We start from the raw sequence: 16,152 nt of genomic DNA, 5'->3' as shown, positions 1-16,152 counted from the left end.
TGCGCCGGTTTCATCGGGAGTCCTTCGCCGATGGCTCCAGCGAATCCAGCAGCTCGATCATCTGGGAACGAACGTAGGGATTGGACGTTTTCCCGTGATCCGCAGCTTGCTGGTTCCTTACCGGCGACCGCATGAGCAATTTGCCGGTAGCGGCCTGGAATACCGAGATCACGGCCCTGTAACCGACCGTCGGCGCAAAGGACTCGCTGGACTGCTTGTACGAAGACGCCGAATAGCCAGGCGCCACCGAGGGGCGGTAGTCGATGGCCACCCGGTACGGCAAGGCGATCTCCGCGGCGCGCGACGCGGTGGCGGTGAACGCCGGATCATCGGAGTCCACGTTGTGGACGGTCACGTCGTGATCGCGAGCCCAGGCGAAAACCGCGTTGCCGACGTTGACGCAATTGACGCTGTCGCTGGTGCATGCCACGTAAAGCGAGAAGCGCGGGGTGTCGTCTGCGGCGAACAGTTGCAGCGATTGCAGTTGTCGTTGCTGGGCGCCACTTGTCGTCGAGCCGGCGCCAGCGCAACCGTAGAGCGCAATCGACGAAACCACGATCAAGCCATTCAGCCATTTCTGCATCACAGTCCTCCTTCCTTGCCGAGTGTCACGGTCGGAACACGCACGGGGCTCGTCGCGGGCGCGCAGATCGCGTGACGCGAAAACAGCGCGAGCGGCCCTTCAGCTTTCGCTCCTCACTTCTGTTTCACCGGTCGCCGCCAGCCCTCGAACGTCTGCTGTCGGGCGCGCGCCAGAGTCAGCTGGCCTTCCGGCGCGTCGCGGGTGATCACCGAGCCGGCGCCGAGGGTGGCTTGCGCGCCGATGCTCACCGGGGCGACCAGGGCGCAGTTGGAGCCGATGAAGGCGCCGTCGCCGATGCGGGTAACGAACTTGTTCACGCCGTCGTAGTTGCAGGTGATGGTGCCGGCGCCGATATTGACGCCACGGCCGACCACGGTGTCGCCGAGGTAGGTGAGGTGGTTGGCCTTGCTGCCTTCGCCGATGCGGGCTTTCTTGGTCTCGACGAAGTTGCCCACGTGCACGCCGGCGTCCAGCTCGGTGCCCGGACGCAGCCGCGCGAACGGGCCGATCGTGCACGGGCCGTGAGTGACCACGCCGTCGAGATCGCAGTGCGGATGCAGCACGGTGCCGGCGGCCAGTTGCACGTCCTTCAGGCGAGTGAAGGCGCCGATGCGCACGTCGTCGCCGAGCACCACGCGCCCTTCCAGGATCACGTCGATGTCGAGCTCGACGTCGCGGCCGGCCTCGACCGTGCCGCGCACTTCCACGCGCAGCGGGTCGGCCATGCGCACGCCATCGCGAAGCAACGCGTGCGCGGCGCGGCGACGCCAGGCGGCTTCCAGCTCGGCCAGTTGCACGGGATCGTTGGCGCCGGCGGCTTCCACCGGGTCGGCGCACTCGACGCTGAGTGCGCCGCGGCCCTCGGCAGCAGCCATCGCGAAGATGTCCGTGAGGTAGTACTCGCCTTGCGCGTTGTCGCGATCGAGTTGCTTGAGCCAGCCGCGCAAGGCCAGCGCGTCGGCCAGCAGGATGCCTGTGTTGACCAGGTTGACCGCGCGCTGGCCGGCGTCGGCGTCCTTCTCCTCGACCACCTCGCGCACGTGGCCGTTGCCGTCGCACAGCACGCGCCCGTAGCCGGTCGGATCGGCCAGCCGCGTGGTGAGCAGGCTGAAGCCGCCTTCGGCGTCCAGCAGCTGGCGCAGCGTTTCCGCGCGGGTCAGCGGCACGTCGCCGTACAGCACCAGTACGCGTGCCGCGCGCGGCACGCCGGCGATCGCCTGCTCCACCGCGTGACCGGTGCCGAGCCGCTCAGCCTGCAACACCCAATGCAGGGCCTGCCCCGGCTCTGATCCGGGATCGTCCTGCGAGGCAAACGCCGCGCGCACCTGCTCGCCACAATGCCCGTAGACGACGTGGATGGCGGCTGGCTGCAAGGTTCGCGCGGTGGCGAGCACGTGCGCCAGCAGCGGCTTGCCAGCCAGCGGCATCAGCACCTTGGCGCGATTGGATTTCATCCGCGTGCCGGCACCGGCCGCCAGGATGATCACGTGCAGCGGCGTTGTTTCCATCGGTTGCGACCCCGTTCCGAACGAAGCAAAAGCATAGCAGCCGATGCCGCCGGTCCGGTGCGGCCGAGCCCTAGCCGCGGCTTGCGAAGGCGCATACAAAAGCGCAACGATCGCCGTGACAGACTGGCGCCGACAAGCAGCAAACAGACGAGGTGCAGCATGACGCGCATGACCGGAATCCATCCGTGCAGTTTCGTGGCCCTGCTTGCCCTGGCCACGGCCGGCGGGCTGGCACCCGCGATGGCCGCGGCCGCGCCGCCGCCGACGATCGCCGTGGGCGAGCCCGTTCCCGGCGCGCGGGTCACCGTGAATTACGTCAATCCGGAGGAGTTCAGCGAGGCCCGGCAATACGGCCTGCAGGACCGCTTCAACGGGAGGAGCTACCTGGAGCCGCTGAAGGCCCATCTGATCAAGCGCGCCACGAAGATGCTGCCGGCCGGCGATCGCCTGGAGGTCAACATCACCGACATCAAGCTCGCCGGCGGCTACGAGCCCTGGCACGGCCCGCAGTTGAGGTACGTGCGCTTCATGAAGGACGTCTATCCGCCGCGCATCGATCTCGACTTCAAACTGACCGACAGCAACGGCAAGGTGGTGCGCGAAGGTTCGCGCAAGCTGCGCAACTTGGGCTACCTGCAGAGTGGCGCCGCGCGCGTGGGCGATACCGATCCGCTGCGCTACGACAAGGCATTGATCGACAGCTGGCTGCGCCGCGGGCCGGAAAACCTCTAGCGGCAGGAATCCGGCCGCGGGGCCTCAGTGCTTGAGGTTCTTGCGCAGCCGCTCCAGCGCCTGCAACTGGGCCATCGCCTGGGTGAGCCGGGTCTGTGCCTCGGCCAGTTCGATCGCGTCGGTGCGGTTGGCCAGCGCGTCGCGCGCTTCCTTCATCGCCTGCTGCGCGGATACCTCATCCAGGTCCGCCGCCCGTGCGGCAGTATCGGCCAGCACGGTGACCACCTGCGGCTGCACTTCGAGGATGCCGCCGGAAACATAGAACTGCTGGCGCTCGCCGCCTTCCAGCAATACGTCGACATGGCCGGGCTTGAGTCGGGTGATCAGCGGCGCGTGGCGCGGCGTGATACCCAGCTCGCCCTGGTCACCGGTCGCCACGACCATGGTCGCCTCGCCGGAAAAAATCTCGGCCTCGGCGCTGACGATGTCGACTCGGATGGTTGTCATGGGATTTCTCGCTTTGCTCGAAGGGAATGGAGAATAGGGAATGGGGAATAGTGAAAGCGGGCAGGTCGCGGCAATTCCGATTCCCTATTCCCTATTTACTATTCCCGAAAGCCGCCTCAGGCGGCTTTCTTGGCCCCCATCTCCTCACCCTTCTTGATCGCCTCGTCGATGCCGCCGACCATGTAGAACGCCTGCTCCGGCAGGTGGTCCACGTCGCCGTCGACGATCATCTTGAAGCCACGGATGGTTTCGGCCAGCGACACGTACTTGCCGGGCGAGCCGGTGAACACTTCGGCCACGTGGAACGGCTGCGAGAAGAAGCGCTCGCACTTGCGCGCGCGGTACACGGCCTGCTTGTCCTCTTCGGACAGCTCGTCCATGCCCAGGATCGCGATGATGTCCTTCAGCTCCTTGTAGCGCTGCAGCGTACCCTGCACGCGGCGGGCCACGTCGTAGTGCTCGGCGCCGACCACGTTCGGATCGAGCTGACGGCTGGTCGAGTCGAGCGGGTCCACCGCCGGGTAGATGCCGCGCGAGGCGATGTCGCGCGACAGCGTCACGGTGGAGTCCAGATGCGCGAAGGTGGTCGCCGGCGACGGATCGGTCAAGTCGTCGGCGGGCACGTAGACGGCCTGGATCGAGGTGATCGAGCCGGTCTTGGTCGAGGTGATGCGCTCCTGCAGCACGCCCATTTCCTCGGCCAGCGTCGGCTGGTAGCCCACCGCCGACGGCATGCGGCCGAGCAGCGCGGACACTTCGGTACCGGCCAGGGTGTAGCGGTAGATGTTGTCGACGAAGAACAGCACGTCCTTGCCCTTGCCGCTCTCGTCCTTCTCGTCGCGGAAGTACTCGGCCATGGTCAGGCCGGTCAGCGCCACGCGCAGACGGTTGCCCGGCGGCTCGTTCATCTGGCCGTAGACCATCGCCACTTTCGACTCGGGCAGGTTGTCGATTTTGACGACGCCCGCGTCCTGCATCTCGTGGTAGAAGTCGTTGCCTTCGCGGGTGCGCTCGCCGACGCCGGCGAACACCGACAGGCCGGCGTGCTGGGTGGCGATGTTGTTGATCAGCTCCAGCATGTTCACCGTCTTGCCCACGCCGGCGCCGCCGAACAGGCCGACCTTGCCGCCCTTGGCGAACGGGCAGACCAGGTCGATCACCTTGATGCCGGTTTCCAGCAGGTCGTTCGACGCGGCCTGCTCGTCGTAGCTCGGCGCCTCGCGGTGGATCACCCAGTGATCCTTCGCCTCGATCGGGCCGACCTCGTCGATCGGATTGCCCAGCACGTCCATGATCCGGCCCAGGGTGGCCTTGCCGACCGGCACCTTGATGCCTTCGCCGGTGTTGCGTGCCATGAGGCCGCGCTTCAGGCCCTCGGTGGAACCCAGCGCGATCGCGCGCACGATGCCGTCGCCGAGCTGCTGCTGCACTTCCAGCGTGATGTCGGTGCCGTCGATCTTGAGTGCGTCGTACACCTGCGGCACCTGGTCACGCGCGAACTCCACGTCGACGACCGCGCCGATGATCTGAACAACTTTGCCCTGGCTCATGCTGATAGCTCCGGATGAATCTCTTGAGGTTTTATCGAAGCGCCGCCGAAGCGTCGCCCTTACTAGGAGTGCGGCCATGGATGGCCGCTTTTTGATCTTGCTCTGCGATCAAGGATGATCGCACCAGTTAAATTGATCGCTCTGGCCAGACTGATCGAACCAGCCCGACCGATCGCACTCATACCGCCGCCGCGCCACCCACGATCTCGGAAATTTCCTGCGTGATCGCCGCCTGGCGTGCCTTGTTGTAGGTCAGCGTCAGCGTGTCGATCACCTTGTTTGCGTTGTCCGACGCGGCCTTCATCGCGACCATGCGGGCGGCGTGCTCGCTGGCCAGATTCTCCAGTGTGGCCTGGTACACCACCGACTCGATGTAGCGGCCCAGCACGTGCTCCAGCACGGTCTGCGCGTCGGGCTCGTAGAGGTAGTCCCAGTCGTGCCCGGCTTCCAGCTTCACGCCCGCATAGGCCGACTCGCCGGCATCCTCATGCGCTTCCAGCTCGGCCGCCACCAGCGGCAGCGGCAGCAGCGCGTCGATGGTCGGCTTCTGCGTCATGGTGTTGACGAAGTCGCTGTAGGCGAGGAACACGCGATCCAGGCCGTTGGCCGCGTAGGCGTCCATCATCACCTTGATCACGCCGACCAGCTGCTCCAGCCGCGGTTTCTCGCCCAGGTGGCTGACCGTGCCGACCAAGTTGACGCCCTTGATGCGGCGGAAGAACGAGATCGCCTTCTGGCCGATCGCCACCACGTCGACCTGCACGCCCTGCTTCTGCCACTCGGCGATCGCCGGCAGCAGGCGGCGGAACAGGTTGGAGTTGAGGCCGCCGCACAGGCCGCGGTCGGTCGACACCACGATGTAGCCGACCCGCGCCACGTTGTCGCGCTCGACCAAAAACGGATGGCTGAAATCCGTGCTGGCCTGCGCCACGTGCGCGATCACCTTGCGCATCAGCCGCGCATACGGGCGCGAGGCGCGCATCAGGTCCTGTGCGCGACGGATCTTGGCCGCCGAGACCATCTCGAGCGCGCGCGTCACCTTGCGCATGTTCTGCGTGCTCTTGATCTTGGTTTTGATTTCGCGTCCGCTGGCCATTTGTCTCGCTCGCTATGCTTGCTCGGGGAATCGAGAATCGGGAATGGGGAATCGCCAGTAGCGGCGAGGCCCGTTGCTTTTCCGATTCCCTATTCCCTACTCCCGATTCCCGGCTCTCTTACCAGCTGCCGGTCTTCTTGTACTCGTCCAGCGAGGCCTTGAAGGTGGCTTCGATGTCGTTGTCCCAGGCGCCGGTGGCGACGATCTTCTTCATCAGTTCCTCGTGGGTCTGATGCATGAAGGCGTGCAGGCCCTTCTCGAACGGCAGCACCTTGTTCACCGGCAGGTCGTCGAGGTAGCCCTTCTCGGCGGCGTAGACCGACAGCGCCAGCTCGGCGATCGACAGCGGCGAATACTGCTTCTGCTTCATCAGCTCGGTGACGCGCTGGCCGCGATCAAGCTGGGCGCGGGTGGCCGGGTCCAGGTCCGAGGCAAACTGCGCGAACGCGGCCAGCTCGCGGAACTGCGCCAGCGCCAGCTTGACGCCGCCGGAGAGCTTCTTGACGATCTTGGTCTGCGCCGAACCGCCCACGCGCGACACCGAGATGCCGGCGTTGACGGCCGGGCGGATGCCGGCGTTGAACAGGTCGGTTTCCAGGAAGATCTGGCCGTCGGTGATCGAGATCACGTTGGTCGGCACGAATGCGGAGACGTCGCCGCCCTGGGTCTCGATGATCGGCAGCGCAGTCAGCGAGCCGGTCTTGCCCTTGACCTCGCCGTTGGTGAACTTCTCGACATAGGCCTCGGACACGCGCGAGGCGCGCTCAAGCAGACGCGAGTGGAGATAGAACACGTCGCCCGGATACGCCTCGCGGCCCGGCGGGCGCTTCAGCAGCAGCGAGATCTGGCGATAGGCCACGGCCTGCTTGGACAGATCGTCGTAGACGATCAGGGCATCCTGTCCGCGATCGCGGAAGTACTCGCCCATCGCGCAACCGGAATACGGCGCCACGTACTGCAGCGCGGCCGACTCGGAGGCCGAGGCGACCACCACGATGGTATTGGCCAGGGCGCCGTTCTCTTCCAGCTTGCGCACCACGTTGGCGATCGACGAACGCTTCTGGCCGATCGCCACGTAAATGCATTTGATGCCCGAATCGCGCTGGGCGATGATCGCGTCGATCGCCAGCGCGGTCTTGCCGGTCTGGCGGTCGCCGATGATCAGCTCGCGCTGGCCGCGACCGACCGGGATCATCGCGTCGACCGACTTGTAGCCGGTCTGCAGCGGCTGGTCGACCGACTTGCGCCAGATCACGCCCGGCGCGACCTTCTCGACCGGCGCGGTGAGCTTGGCGTTCAGCGGGCCCTTGCCGTCGATCGGATTGCCCAGCGCATCGACCACGCGGCCGAGCAGCTCCGGGCCGATCGGCACTTCGAGGATGCGGCCGGTGGTCTTGGCGGTGTCGCCCTCGCGCAGGTGCTGGTAGTCGCCCAGCACCACCGCGCCGACGGAGTCGCGCTCGAGGTTCAGCGCCAGCGCAAACGCATTGCCCGGCAGCTCGATCATTTCGCCCTGCATCGCGTCGGCCAGGCCGTGGATGCGCACGATGCCGTCGGACACGCTGATGATCGTGCCCTCGTTGCGTGCCTCGGCGCCGAGCTTGAACTGCTCGATGCGGCTCTTGATCAGTTCGCTGATCTCGGACGGATTCAGTGTGGTGCTGGACATGGTCATCTATCCCGGAAATGAAAAGCTCTTGTTGAACAGCCCGGCCCGGATGGCCGGCCTTGCTCTTCGCGAGATGGATCTCGCGTGAAACCAATCTGTCCGACCATGGAGGGTCGGGTTTTGCTCGTCGCGAAAATGGACTTCGCGTGAAACCAAACTGTCCGGCCCGAACTGCCGGTATTGCCTTTCGCGAAGCTGGCTTCGCGTGAAACTACTGGCTCAATGCGCCAGTCAGCTTGGCCAGCCTGCCGCGCGCGGAGCCGTCGATCACTTCGCTGCCGGTGTCGATCACCGCACCGGCCAGCAGCGAGGCATCGACCTGGGTATCCAGTTCGATCTCGCGCTTGAAACGGCGCTTCAGCGAAGCCTTGAGCTGCTCGGTCTGCGCTGCGTCCAGCGCCATCGCGCTGGTCACCTTGACCAGCAGCTGCGACTCGGATTCGCGCTTGAACGTCTCGTACAGCTCGGCCACCTCCGGCAGCAACGCAAGGCGTCGCTGCTCGGCCATTTCGGCGAGGAACTGGCCGAATGGCGCATCGGCGGCGATGCCGGCCGGCAGATGCAGCGCGACGAGCTGCGCGGGCACCACCCGCGGATCGTTGCCGAGACCGGCCACGCGCGGATCGGCCGCGACCGCGGCGGCGAACGCCAGCGCCTGCGACCACGCGTCCAGCGTGCCGGCGGCATGCGCCACTTCGAACGCGGCGCGGGCGTAGGGACGGGCGAGGGTGATTGCCTGGGCCATCGATCAGATCTCGGCCGCGAGCTGGTCGAGCAAGGCCTTGTGCGTCGACGCATCGACCTCGCGCTGCACGATCCTGCTGGCGCCGGCCACGGCCAGCGCACCGACCTGCTCGCGCAGCTCGTCGCGCGCGCGCTGGGCCATCGAGGCGATGTCGTCCTGCGCCGAAGCCTTCAGGCGGTTGATTTCGCTGACGGCCTCGCCACGGGCCTTTTCGATGATCTGGTTGGCCTGCTGCTGGGCCTTGTCGATGATCTCCGAGGCTTGCAGGCGGGCCTGCTTGATCTCGGCCTGCACCTTGGAGTCGGCAGCCTTCAGGTCGGCGTGCGCGCGCTCGGCCGCATTCAGGCCTTCGGCGATCTTGAGCTGGCGCTCTTCGATGGCCTTGTTGAGATACGGCCAGATGAAGTGCACACAGAACCAGATCAGGATGGCGAACGAAATCATTTCGCCAATCAAGGTCGCGTTGAAATCCATCGCTGCGTTACCTGCAAATACGGGTTGAACCGAACCCGGGCGTCAGGACGCCCGGGTCGAAACGGCGGCGCTGTGCGCCGCCACGTGACTCAGGCACCGGCAAGCTTGGACAGCAGCGGGTTGGCCACGGCGAAATACATCGCCAGCGCCACGCCGATCAGGAACGCCGCGTCGATCAGGCCGGCGAGCAGGAACATGCGGCCCTGCAGCAGCGGCACCAGTTCCGGCTGGCGTGCAGCCGCTTCGAGGAACTTCGAGCCCATGACGCCGATACCGATACAGGCACCGAGCGCACCGAGGCCGATGATCAGGCCCAGCGCGATGGCGGTGAAGGACTGCACTTGAGCAATTTGAGTGATGAGTTCCACGACGGTCTCCTGAGAAAAGCAAACTGGGAATGGCAAAAACGGATGAAACGAAGGATTCGACAACAGCCAATCAGTGGTGATCGTGCGCCATCGAGATGTACACGATCGTCAGCACCATGAAGATGAAGGCCTGGATCGAGATGATCAGGATGTGGAAGATGCCCCACACCGTGTAGCCGATGATGCCTGCGCCGTACAGGGCCCAGCCGGCCAGGCCCGCGCCGGCACTGAACAGGCCGGCGATCAGCATGAACACCAGCTCGCCGGCGTACATGTTGCCGAACAGTCGCATCGCCAGGCTCACCGGTTTGGACAGCAGCTCGACCACGTTGAGCAGGAAGTTGGGCAGCCACAGCAACGGACTGGAGCCGAACGGCGCGGTGAACAGCTCGCGCATGTAGCCGCCGGCGCCCTTGGCCTTGAAGCTGTAGAAGATGATCAGCACGAACACCGTCAGCGACATCGCGAAGGTCATGTTGATGTCGGCGGTCGGTACGGCGCGGAAGTGGCCGACGCCGAATTTCTCGGTGATCCACGGCAGCAGGTCCACCGGCAGCAGATCCATCGCGTTCATCAGGAACACCCAGACGAACACGGTCAGCGCCAGCGGGCCCAGCACGCGGCGGTCGCCGTGGAACACGTCCTTGACCTGGCCGTCGACGAACTCCAGGATGATTTCGACGAACGCCTGACCCTTGCCCGGCACGCCGGCGGTGGCCTTGCGCGCCTTCAGCCAGAACCACAGGCAGAACAGCACGCCGAGCGCCAGCGACACGGTGACCGAGTCGAGATGCACCGCCCAGAAGCCTTCCTTGCTCGCATGCGGAACAAGATGCTGCAGGTGGTGCTGGATGTATTCAGTAAGCCCGCCCGACTCGCTTGCCATGCTTCAACCCTTGAATCTGAACGCCAGCAGATAGACCGCGTAGGCAGCCACCAACCCCGTGATGGCGGCCAGTGGCGGCAACTTGAATTGGAACAGGATCACGACCAGCCCTCCGACGATCACGACCCATTTCAGGAGCATGCCCGCCAGCAGCCGACCCAGCGCCAGACCCGCGCCGCCAATGCCGCTGAACATCCGCGCCGACATCACCGCGGTGCCCAGTGCCACCACCACCGCGCCTGCCGCGGCCGATGCCGCTTCACGACGCCCCAGCACAAGGAAGGTGCCGCCCACCAGCAGAGCCACTGCGAACTGCAGCAGCACGATGCGCAAGGCGATGCGCCGACCCGAGGCCAGGTTGTTGAGCAAGTGACGTCTCCGCGCGGCCCTTGTCAGGCGGCACCGATCCAGTCACCCGCCACGATCCGAATCCGTAAAAGTATATCAGTGCGCCGATTGCCCGGACAAGCCGCAAACCCGGCGAACCCCCGCGCTGCACGCACGGACGCGTACCCGCGTGGCACCTGCGACGATCCGCCGCAACCGCAGGATCCTGCGCACAAAAGAAGGCCGGACATCCTTGTCCGGCCTTCCCGGGGGTGTTGCAGCCGTTGACCGCCGTGATTACTTGGCGGCGGCCTTCTTGCCGGCGACCGGCGCGGCTACCGCGTCGTTCGCCGCCTGGCGCTGCTCCTGCACCAACGCGTTCAGCGACTCGGCGGTCTTCTGGGTGATCGCCAGCACTTCCTGCGACACCGCCACGGCGCGCTCGGCGTTCTCGCGGCTCAGGCTGCTGCCCTTCTCCCACAGGCCGCGCAGGCCGTCGATGTCACGGGCCTCCATCACCTCGGTGACGAACTCGGCGGAAACCTTGGTCTGCTCCTCGAGCGCCTTGAGCTGCAGCTCGGCAACTTTCTCCAGGCCCTTCAGGGCCAGCGAATGCGCCTTGAACGCGCTGTCGGTGAACTGCTTGGTGAACGCAAAAAGCTGGTTGTTGAATTGCTGGGTCATGGCTCGTTCCTCGTGGAGGATGGGGTAGTGGCAGCCACTCTAGCAAAGCTTCTGTTGCGTTGCAACATGAATTTCAGGAAATCGCCAGACCAGTCGACAAATGTTCAGCGTAAACGCTTACTTGCGAAAGTCATTCGCATAACGCAACGCGTCAGAAATCGACCCGGCTGCAGCTCGCCCCCGACGTGCAGGTCTCGTGCACCACCACCTTGTCCAGCCCCGCCAGCCGCGGCTCCAGCCGCTGCCAGATCCAGCGCGCCAGCATCTCGCTGGTCGGGTTCTCCAGCCCCTCGATGTCGTTGAGATAGTGGTGGTCGAGCTGGTCATACAGCGGCTGGAAGGTCGTCTTCAGCTCGGCAAAGTCCATCACCCAGCCGAGCCGCGGGTCCGGCTCGCCGGAAACATGAATCTCGACGCGGAACGAATGCCCGTGCAGCCGCGCGCATTTGTGGCCTTCCGGCACGTGCGGCAGGCGGTGGGCTGCTTCGAGCTGAAACACCTTGAAGATGTGCATGGCGACGTCCGCGCGGATGGACACGTCGGCGGGACAGACACGCGCGACACGTTTGGTGGCTATGGGTGGACTCGAACCACCGACCCCAGCATTATGAGTGCTGTGCTCTAACCAGCTGAGCTACATAGCCATTGGGAAGCCGCCGCGGGGCGATCGCCGGCGGGGCGCGGAAGTGTAGTGGGCGTGGCGCGTTCGTTCAAGTCGGCGAGCTTGCCGCTGCTTTGCGGGCTGTGGTTGAATCGGGGCAGGATCGCGCGGCCCTTTTGCCGCCGGTTCGCGGGGCCAAGCCCCGGGAGGCGACGCATGATTGATGTAGATGGCTACCGTCCGAACGTGGGGATCGTGCTGCTCAATGCAGACGGCCAGCTGTTCTGGGCGCGCCGGGTCAATCGTGACGGCTGGCAGTTCCCGCAGGGCGGCATGCGCACCGACGAAACCCCGCTGGAGGCGATGTACCGCGAGCTGGAGGAGGAAACCGGCCTGGCGGCACACCACGTGGAAGTGATCAGCGCCACCCACGGCTGGCTGCGTTATCGCCTGCCCGAGCGCTACGTGCGCCGGCACCAGCGCCCGACCTGCATCGGCCAGAAGCAGGTGTGGTTCCTGCTGAAGCTGGTCGGCGGCGAGGAGGCGCTGAAGCTCGATGCCAACGAGAAGCCGGAGTTCGACATCTGGCGCTGGGTCGACTTCTGGTACCCGGCCGCGCACGTGGTGAATTTCAAGCGCGACGTGTACGCGCGGGCACTGCGCCACTTCGCGCCGCTGGTGGAGGATTTGTTCGGCATGGAGATCGGCACCACGCCGCCACGCGAAGACGCCGACACACCCGTCGGGGGCCCGCGCACCGGACGCGCGGCAGCCTGATCCCGGCCTCCTTCCCGTCGCGCTGCGCAACGCCCATCCCGCGTTCGCCGCCGCACGCGCTGTCGTATAGTGCGGCGATTCCAGGGGAAGGAAAAAGGGGATGGGTACCCAAGCCAGGCTTCGCGTCGCCCATCGGTGGATGGCGGCGGGCGTACTGCTGATCGCCAGTGTCGGCGGCGCCCGCGCCATCGGCCCGCGCGACGCGCGCAACGGCGAGGAGTGCCGCGCCCAGGTCAACGCTCACTTCGACGCGGTCGAGGCGGAGATGCTGGCGTACGGAAACTACAGGGGCATCGCGGTGACCGAAGACGAAGGCCGCGGCCCCATGTTGCTCGATTGCAAAGGGTTCGAGGATAGCCTGCAGGGCGAGCAGATCGCAGCCGCGCTGCAGCGATTGTCGTTGGCGATCGACACCTTGCGCACGGGCCACGCGCTCACGGCGGTCACGATCGAACAACTGGCAACCGATCGCGCCGGCATCGAGGAGATGTCGCCACAGCCCTATCGCCACGAATACCTCCTGCAGTATGCCGATTACCAGCGCTACCTGTCGTTGGCGACGACCCGCGCCGCCATGGCCCCCACGGGCGACTCGCCCAAGGCGATCCATCGCTGCGGCACGCCTGACCATCCGCTCTTCAGCGATCAACCCTGTGCGTCCCATGGGTCGACCCCGCACGCCGCGCTCGCGGAAACCTGCCACGGTTTGCGCGAACATCTGGCGGACAGCAAGCGCGCCTACGACGCGGCCGCCGCCGCGCTGGTGGCAAGCGCGGATGACGCCGGCGACGGCTGGCGCGCCATCGAAGCGCGGCGCCGCAAGTCTCTTTCGGATCTGCGCTGGTACGGCGATCGCGCCCGCCTGCAGGGCTGCCCTCCGTGATGGGCCGGTTCGCCTTTCTGATGCTGCTCCTCGCCGGCGTGCTCGGCGCAGGCCCAGTGTCCGCGCAATGGCATCCCACGGCGGGCCACCTGCAACCGTTTGGCGGTTACCTGACACCGCTGCGCGGAGGCACGGTGGACGTGCTGTCTGACGGCAGCGTCCTTGCCTACGGCTACGGCATGTCCGCCAACGAGTGGCGCGCCGAACAGGACCAGAACGACGCCTTGCGCCTGCGTCACGGCATGGAAAGCGGGCCGGACCCTTCGCCCAAGCTCTACGATCCCGCCGCCGGGGGCTGGGTGCGCGTACCGCGCGCGCCGCAGTGTCCGGACGGCCATGTCTACCTGCACACCAGCACCGTGCTGGCCGACGGCCGGCTGCTGATCGCCGGCGGCCTGTGCGACGTGGCGCAGGCCTTGAACGATTCGGCGCCGTATCCGCCGTATGCAGGCATGTCGATCTGGGATCCGCTCAAACGACAGTGGCAATCGGCGCCCGCGTTGGCGCAGACGCGCATCTTCCATACCGCCACGCGGATGCCCGATGGCAGCGTGCTGCTGATCGGCGGCGAAAGCGATCCGCAGTTGCCGCACGATGGCAGCGGCGTGCTTGCCAGCGTGGTGCGCTATGCAGGCGGCAAGCTGGTTGCCGCACCGAGGATGGCCGCCGCGCGGGCCAAGCACAGCGCGACGGCGCTGTCCGACGGCAGCGTGCTGGTGCTCGGTGGCCTTGATGACACCAATCATCCGCTGACTTCGGCCGAACTGCTCGACGCCCGCGGACAGGCCTGGCGAACGCTGCCACCGATGCACGTGGCACGCTACGCGCACACCGCCACCCTGCTCGCCGATGGCCGCGTACTGGTGGCCGGCGGCATGGGCGAGGATGGCCGGCCGCTGCGTTCGGTGGAGCTATGGGATCCGCGCAGCGGCACATGGAGCGAGGGCGCGGAGCTCCCGGTGGGGCTGTACGGCCACGCTGCGGTCCGGCTGGCCTCCGGTGCCGTACTGGTCGCCGGCGGCACCTGGCTGCAGCCGGTCCAGGGACAATCCTCGCCGTGGGCGTGGTTGTGGGATCCGCATTCGCAAGGTTGGCAACTTGCCGGAACCACTTCTCCCAGCGTGGGCAACGACGCGCCGCAGCCGCTCGGCATGGTGGCGCGATCCGATGGCAGTGCGTTGATCTTCACCGCCAACGGGGTGTTGCGCTGGTCACCCGAGACACCGGCTGCGGACGTGCCCGCTTGGCGATCGACGCCCGCGATCGCCGCGCTGCCCGGGCATCGCGTGATTATGTTGGGCTACCTCGCCGACGATTTTCGCGGGCTGCCGGTGGCGCGCATCTGGAACGCGCGCACCGATCGCTGGAGCAGCACCGGCCCGCTGGAGGCGGACTCGGCGGGACACCCCGCGGCCTTGGCGCTGCGGTCGGGGGATGTCCTGTATGTAACGATGAAATCGCGGCACGAGTTGCAGTGTCACCGCTGGTCGGCTCCCATCAACCGCTGGTCCGGCTGCGGCGGCGCGACCTTGCAATACCTGGCCGATTCACGGCCGCAACTGGGCCTGTTGCCGGACCGGCGCGCGTTTGCCCTGGTCAACATGCACGAGGCCGCGGTGCTGAACGAGCGCACGGCGCGCTGGACGATCTGGCGCGTCGACTGGCACGACAAGGGGATCACCTACGGCGCGCCGGTGCACGGCCAGCAGCCGCTAGCCACCATCACCGACCCGACAGGACGCGAAAGCTTCGAGATCAACGACGCTGGCGCCCGCTTCGTGCACGCCGATGGTTGGCGGGCCACCGCAATGCTGTGGAACGCCGGCACCGGCTGGTGGGATTACGTGTTGATGGGGCGCCAGATGGGCGCCGACGCGCAGCGCCTGCCTGATGGCTGCGCCATCTCGACGTATCCGGTGGCGCTGTATCGGCCGGCGGATGCGCGGGTGTTCGCGCTGTCCGACCCTGGCTTCGGCAGCACCAGCCACGTTATGGCGGTCCTCGATGACGGCACCGTGGTGGTGGCGGGGCCGGGCCGCGACACGCTGGCAGCGGGCGCCGGCTTTTTCCATCGCCAGGCAAGCTGCCGCGGCTTTGCCCCGCCACCGCCGGGCGATCTCTACATCTCGCCCACCGTCGCGATGAAGCCGATCGCGCCGCCACCCACGGCTGCTGCGCCCGTGGCGAAGGCAGCGGCGCCGCGTGGACAGCAGCACTTCAGCTGGGACGGCATCGGCAACGTCAAGTGGGTCATCCTCGCCTGCCTGGGTTCGTGGCTGGCCTATCGACTGTTGCGCCGCGTCGCCTGGCCGCGCTTGCGCGGCGGCTATTCGCTGGCCGCCCGGTTGCTGGTGTATGGCGGGCTGGCCATCGTGCTGATGCCGTGGGTGCTGTCGCTGTCGACCTGCGTGCACCGCGTGCCCAAGGCCGACTGGGAACGCATGGGCGTGGCCGCACGCGAGACCGCCAAGGTGATGATGACGCCGAGCCAACGGCCATGCGGGCTCATCGGCCTGTGGTCGTCCACGCACAAAAGCATCATGCGGCGCATCGAATTGCGCGACGACGGTCGCTACGTGATGACCCCCAGCGCGTTCGACCGGCGCTCGACCGCCGGCTTTACCGGCCGCTGGAAAGTGCAGGCTGACAAGATCGTGTGGCAGCCCGACGGGAGTGGCGTGATCGACGTCAACGCAATGCTGGAGGCAAGCGACGGCCGCTTCCAGGTGATCGAAACCGATGGCGCACCAACCCGTTTCGAGCGCATCCAGGCGAAGCCATCGACGCAGTGCGACAAACCCGCAAGCCAGGCACGGGAGTGA

17 protein-coding genes and 1 tRNA gene are annotated in these 16,152 nt (G+C 66.4%); 4 read left to right on the top strand and 14 right to left on the bottom strand.

From position 1 onward, the window contains the following. Positions 1–10: 10 nt before the first annotated feature. Both ACVCMC_RS14435 and glmU read right to left on the bottom strand, forming a co-directional pair. Positions 11–583 (bottom strand): hypothetical protein, encoded by a 573-nt coding sequence (locus tag ACVCMC_RS14435; protein ID WP_395120617.1) that lies wholly within the window; start codon positions 581–583, stop codon positions 11–13. Between the two features lie 113 nt (positions 584–696). Beyond that, entirely contained in the window at positions 697–2,091 is a 1,395-nt protein-coding gene (gene glmU / locus ACVCMC_RS14430; RefSeq protein ID WP_447097789.1) for a bifunctional UDP-N-acetylglucosamine diphosphorylase/glucosamine-1-phosphate N-acetyltransferase GlmU, read from the bottom strand. 168 nt (positions 2,092–2,259) lie between these two features. On the opposite strand from glmU, the gene ACVCMC_RS14425 reads away from it, so the two are divergent. Then, positions 2,260–2,823: a DUF3016 domain-containing protein gene (locus ACVCMC_RS14425; protein ID WP_447097788.1), complete on the top strand. Its 564-nt coding sequence runs from the start codon at positions 2,260–2,262 to the stop codon at positions 2,821–2,823. A gap of 24 nt (positions 2,824–2,847) precedes the next feature. Here ACVCMC_RS14425 and ACVCMC_RS14420 read toward each other — a convergent pair whose 3' ends face one another. From ACVCMC_RS14420 to ACVCMC_RS14365, 12 genes are all read right to left on the bottom strand, one after another. Next, complete coding sequence (locus ACVCMC_RS14420; protein ID WP_395120620.1) at positions 2,848–3,270, bottom strand: F0F1 ATP synthase subunit epsilon; 423 nt, start codon at positions 3,268–3,270, stop codon at positions 2,848–2,850. Positions 3,271–3,386: 116 nt separating this feature from the next. Continuing rightward, positions 3,387–4,820, bottom strand: coding sequence for a F0F1 ATP synthase subunit beta (gene atpD / locus ACVCMC_RS14415; protein ID WP_395120621.1), 1,434 nt, complete (start codon positions 4,818–4,820; stop codon positions 3,387–3,389). A gap of 178 nt (positions 4,821–4,998) precedes the next feature. Beyond that, positions 4,999–5,916 carry a F0F1 ATP synthase subunit gamma gene (gene atpG, locus ACVCMC_RS14410; protein WP_395120622.1) on the bottom strand — a complete coding sequence of 306 codons (918 nt, stop codon included), beginning with the start codon at positions 5,914–5,916 and terminating at the stop codon, positions 4,999–5,001. A gap of 118 nt (positions 5,917–6,034) precedes the next feature. After that, positions 6,035–7,585 (bottom strand): F0F1 ATP synthase subunit alpha, encoded by a 1,551-nt coding sequence (gene atpA, locus ACVCMC_RS14405; RefSeq protein WP_395120623.1) that lies wholly within the window; start codon positions 7,583–7,585, stop codon positions 6,035–6,037. Positions 7,586–7,796: 211 nt separating this feature from the next. Then, complete coding sequence (locus tag ACVCMC_RS14400) at positions 7,797–8,330, bottom strand: F0F1 ATP synthase subunit delta (RefSeq protein WP_447097787.1); 534 nt, start codon at positions 8,328–8,330, stop codon at positions 7,797–7,799. A 3-nt stretch (positions 8,331–8,333) separates the two neighbouring features. Next, positions 8,334–8,804, bottom strand: coding sequence for a F0F1 ATP synthase subunit B (locus ACVCMC_RS14395; RefSeq protein ID WP_395120625.1), 471 nt, complete (start codon positions 8,802–8,804; stop codon positions 8,334–8,336). An 89-nt stretch (positions 8,805–8,893) separates the two neighbouring features. Next, positions 8,894–9,172 (bottom strand): F0F1 ATP synthase subunit C, encoded by a 279-nt coding sequence (gene atpE, locus ACVCMC_RS14390; protein WP_136257245.1) that lies wholly within the window; start codon positions 9,170–9,172, stop codon positions 8,894–8,896. Positions 9,173–9,242: 70 nt separating this feature from the next. Next, complete coding sequence (gene atpB / locus ACVCMC_RS14385) at positions 9,243–10,058, bottom strand: F0F1 ATP synthase subunit A (RefSeq protein ID WP_136257246.1); 816 nt, start codon at positions 10,056–10,058, stop codon at positions 9,243–9,245. A 3-nt stretch (positions 10,059–10,061) separates the two neighbouring features. Next, entirely contained in the window at positions 10,062–10,427 is a 366-nt protein-coding gene (locus ACVCMC_RS14380) for a hypothetical protein (protein ID WP_136257247.1), read from the bottom strand. A gap of 255 nt (positions 10,428–10,682) precedes the next feature. Then, the gene (locus ACVCMC_RS14375) at positions 10,683–11,069 is read right to left on the bottom strand and encodes a phasin family protein (protein WP_136257248.1); all 387 of its coding nucleotides are present in this window, start codon (positions 11,067–11,069) and stop codon (positions 10,683–10,685) included. Between the two features lie 151 nt (positions 11,070–11,220). Beyond that, positions 11,221–11,583, bottom strand: a complete 363-nt coding sequence (gene queD, locus ACVCMC_RS14370; RefSeq protein ID WP_447097786.1) for a 6-carboxytetrahydropterin synthase QueD — start codon at positions 11,581–11,583, stop codon at positions 11,221–11,223. Between the two features lie 53 nt (positions 11,584–11,636). Continuing rightward, positions 11,637–11,713: transfer RNA gene (locus tag ACVCMC_RS14365), tRNA-Met, on the bottom strand. A gap of 173 nt (positions 11,714–11,886) precedes the next feature. Between ACVCMC_RS14365 and ACVCMC_RS14360 the strand changes: the two genes are divergently transcribed. The 3 genes from ACVCMC_RS14360 (at position 11,887) to ACVCMC_RS14350 (ending at position 16,152) form a co-directional block, all read left to right on the top strand. Continuing rightward, on the top strand, positions 11,887–12,447 hold the full coding sequence (locus tag ACVCMC_RS14360; protein WP_395120629.1) for an RNA pyrophosphohydrolase: 561 nt from the start codon (positions 11,887–11,889) through the stop codon (positions 12,445–12,447). Positions 12,448–12,547: 100 nt separating this feature from the next. Beyond that, positions 12,548–13,330, top strand: a complete 783-nt coding sequence (locus ACVCMC_RS14355; RefSeq protein WP_447097785.1) for a hypothetical protein — start codon at positions 12,548–12,550, stop codon at positions 13,328–13,330. A gap of 20 nt (positions 13,331–13,350) precedes the next feature. After that, entirely contained in the window at positions 13,351–16,152 is a 2,802-nt protein-coding gene (locus tag ACVCMC_RS14350) for a kelch repeat-containing protein (protein ID WP_447097784.1), read from the top strand.

The sequence above is a fragment of the Rhodanobacter sp. UC4452_H20 genome (assembly GCF_052978205.1).
The sequence above is the reverse complement of the archived record's forward strand: the minus strand, read 5'-3'. Positions and strand labels throughout refer to the sequence as shown.

Coding starts and splice junctions, on each gene's coding strand:
- ACVCMC_RS14420 (WP_395120620.1), bottom strand. CDS start 3,270: ATGACAACCATCCGAGTCGACATCGTCAGCGCCGAGGCCGAGATTTTT.
- ACVCMC_RS14395 (WP_395120625.1), bottom strand. CDS start 8,804: ATGGATTTCAACGCGACCTTGATTGGCGAAATGATTTCGTTCGCCATC.
- ACVCMC_RS14350 (WP_447097784.1), top strand. CDS start 13,351: ATGCTGCTCCTCGCCGGCGTGCTCGGCGCAGGCCCAGTGTCCGCGCAA.
- ACVCMC_RS14400 (WP_447097787.1), bottom strand. CDS start 8,330: ATGGCCCAGGCAATCACCCTCGCCCGTCCCTACGCCCGCGCCGCGTTC.
- glmU (WP_447097789.1), bottom strand. CDS start 2,091: ATGGAAACAACGCCGCTGCACGTGATCATCCTGGCGGCCGGTGCCGGC.
- ACVCMC_RS14355 (WP_447097785.1), top strand. CDS start 12,548: ATGGGTACCCAAGCCAGGCTTCGCGTCGCCCATCGGTGGATGGCGGCG.
- atpA (WP_395120623.1), bottom strand. CDS start 7,585: ATGTCCAGCACCACACTGAATCCGTCCGAGATCAGCGAACTGATCAAG.
- ACVCMC_RS14435 (WP_395120617.1), bottom strand. CDS start 583: ATGCAGAAATGGCTGAATGGCTTGATCGTGGTTTCGTCGATTGCGCTC.
- ACVCMC_RS14375 (WP_136257248.1), bottom strand. CDS start 11,069: ATGACCCAGCAATTCAACAACCAGCTTTTTGCGTTCACCAAGCAGTTC.
- atpB (WP_136257246.1), bottom strand. CDS start 10,058: ATGGCAAGCGAGTCGGGCGGGCTTACTGAATACATCCAGCACCACCTG.
- atpG (WP_395120622.1), bottom strand. CDS start 5,916: ATGGCCAGCGGACGCGAAATCAAAACCAAGATCAAGAGCACGCAGAAC.
- queD (WP_447097786.1), bottom strand. CDS start 11,583: ATGCACATCTTCAAGGTGTTTCAGCTCGAAGCAGCCCACCGCCTGCCG.
- ACVCMC_RS14360 (WP_395120629.1), top strand. CDS start 11,887: ATGATTGATGTAGATGGCTACCGTCCGAACGTGGGGATCGTGCTGCTC.
- ACVCMC_RS14425 (WP_447097788.1), top strand. CDS start 2,260: ATGACCGGAATCCATCCGTGCAGTTTCGTGGCCCTGCTTGCCCTGGCC.
- atpD (WP_395120621.1), bottom strand. CDS start 4,820: ATGAGCCAGGGCAAAGTTGTTCAGATCATCGGCGCGGTCGTCGACGTG.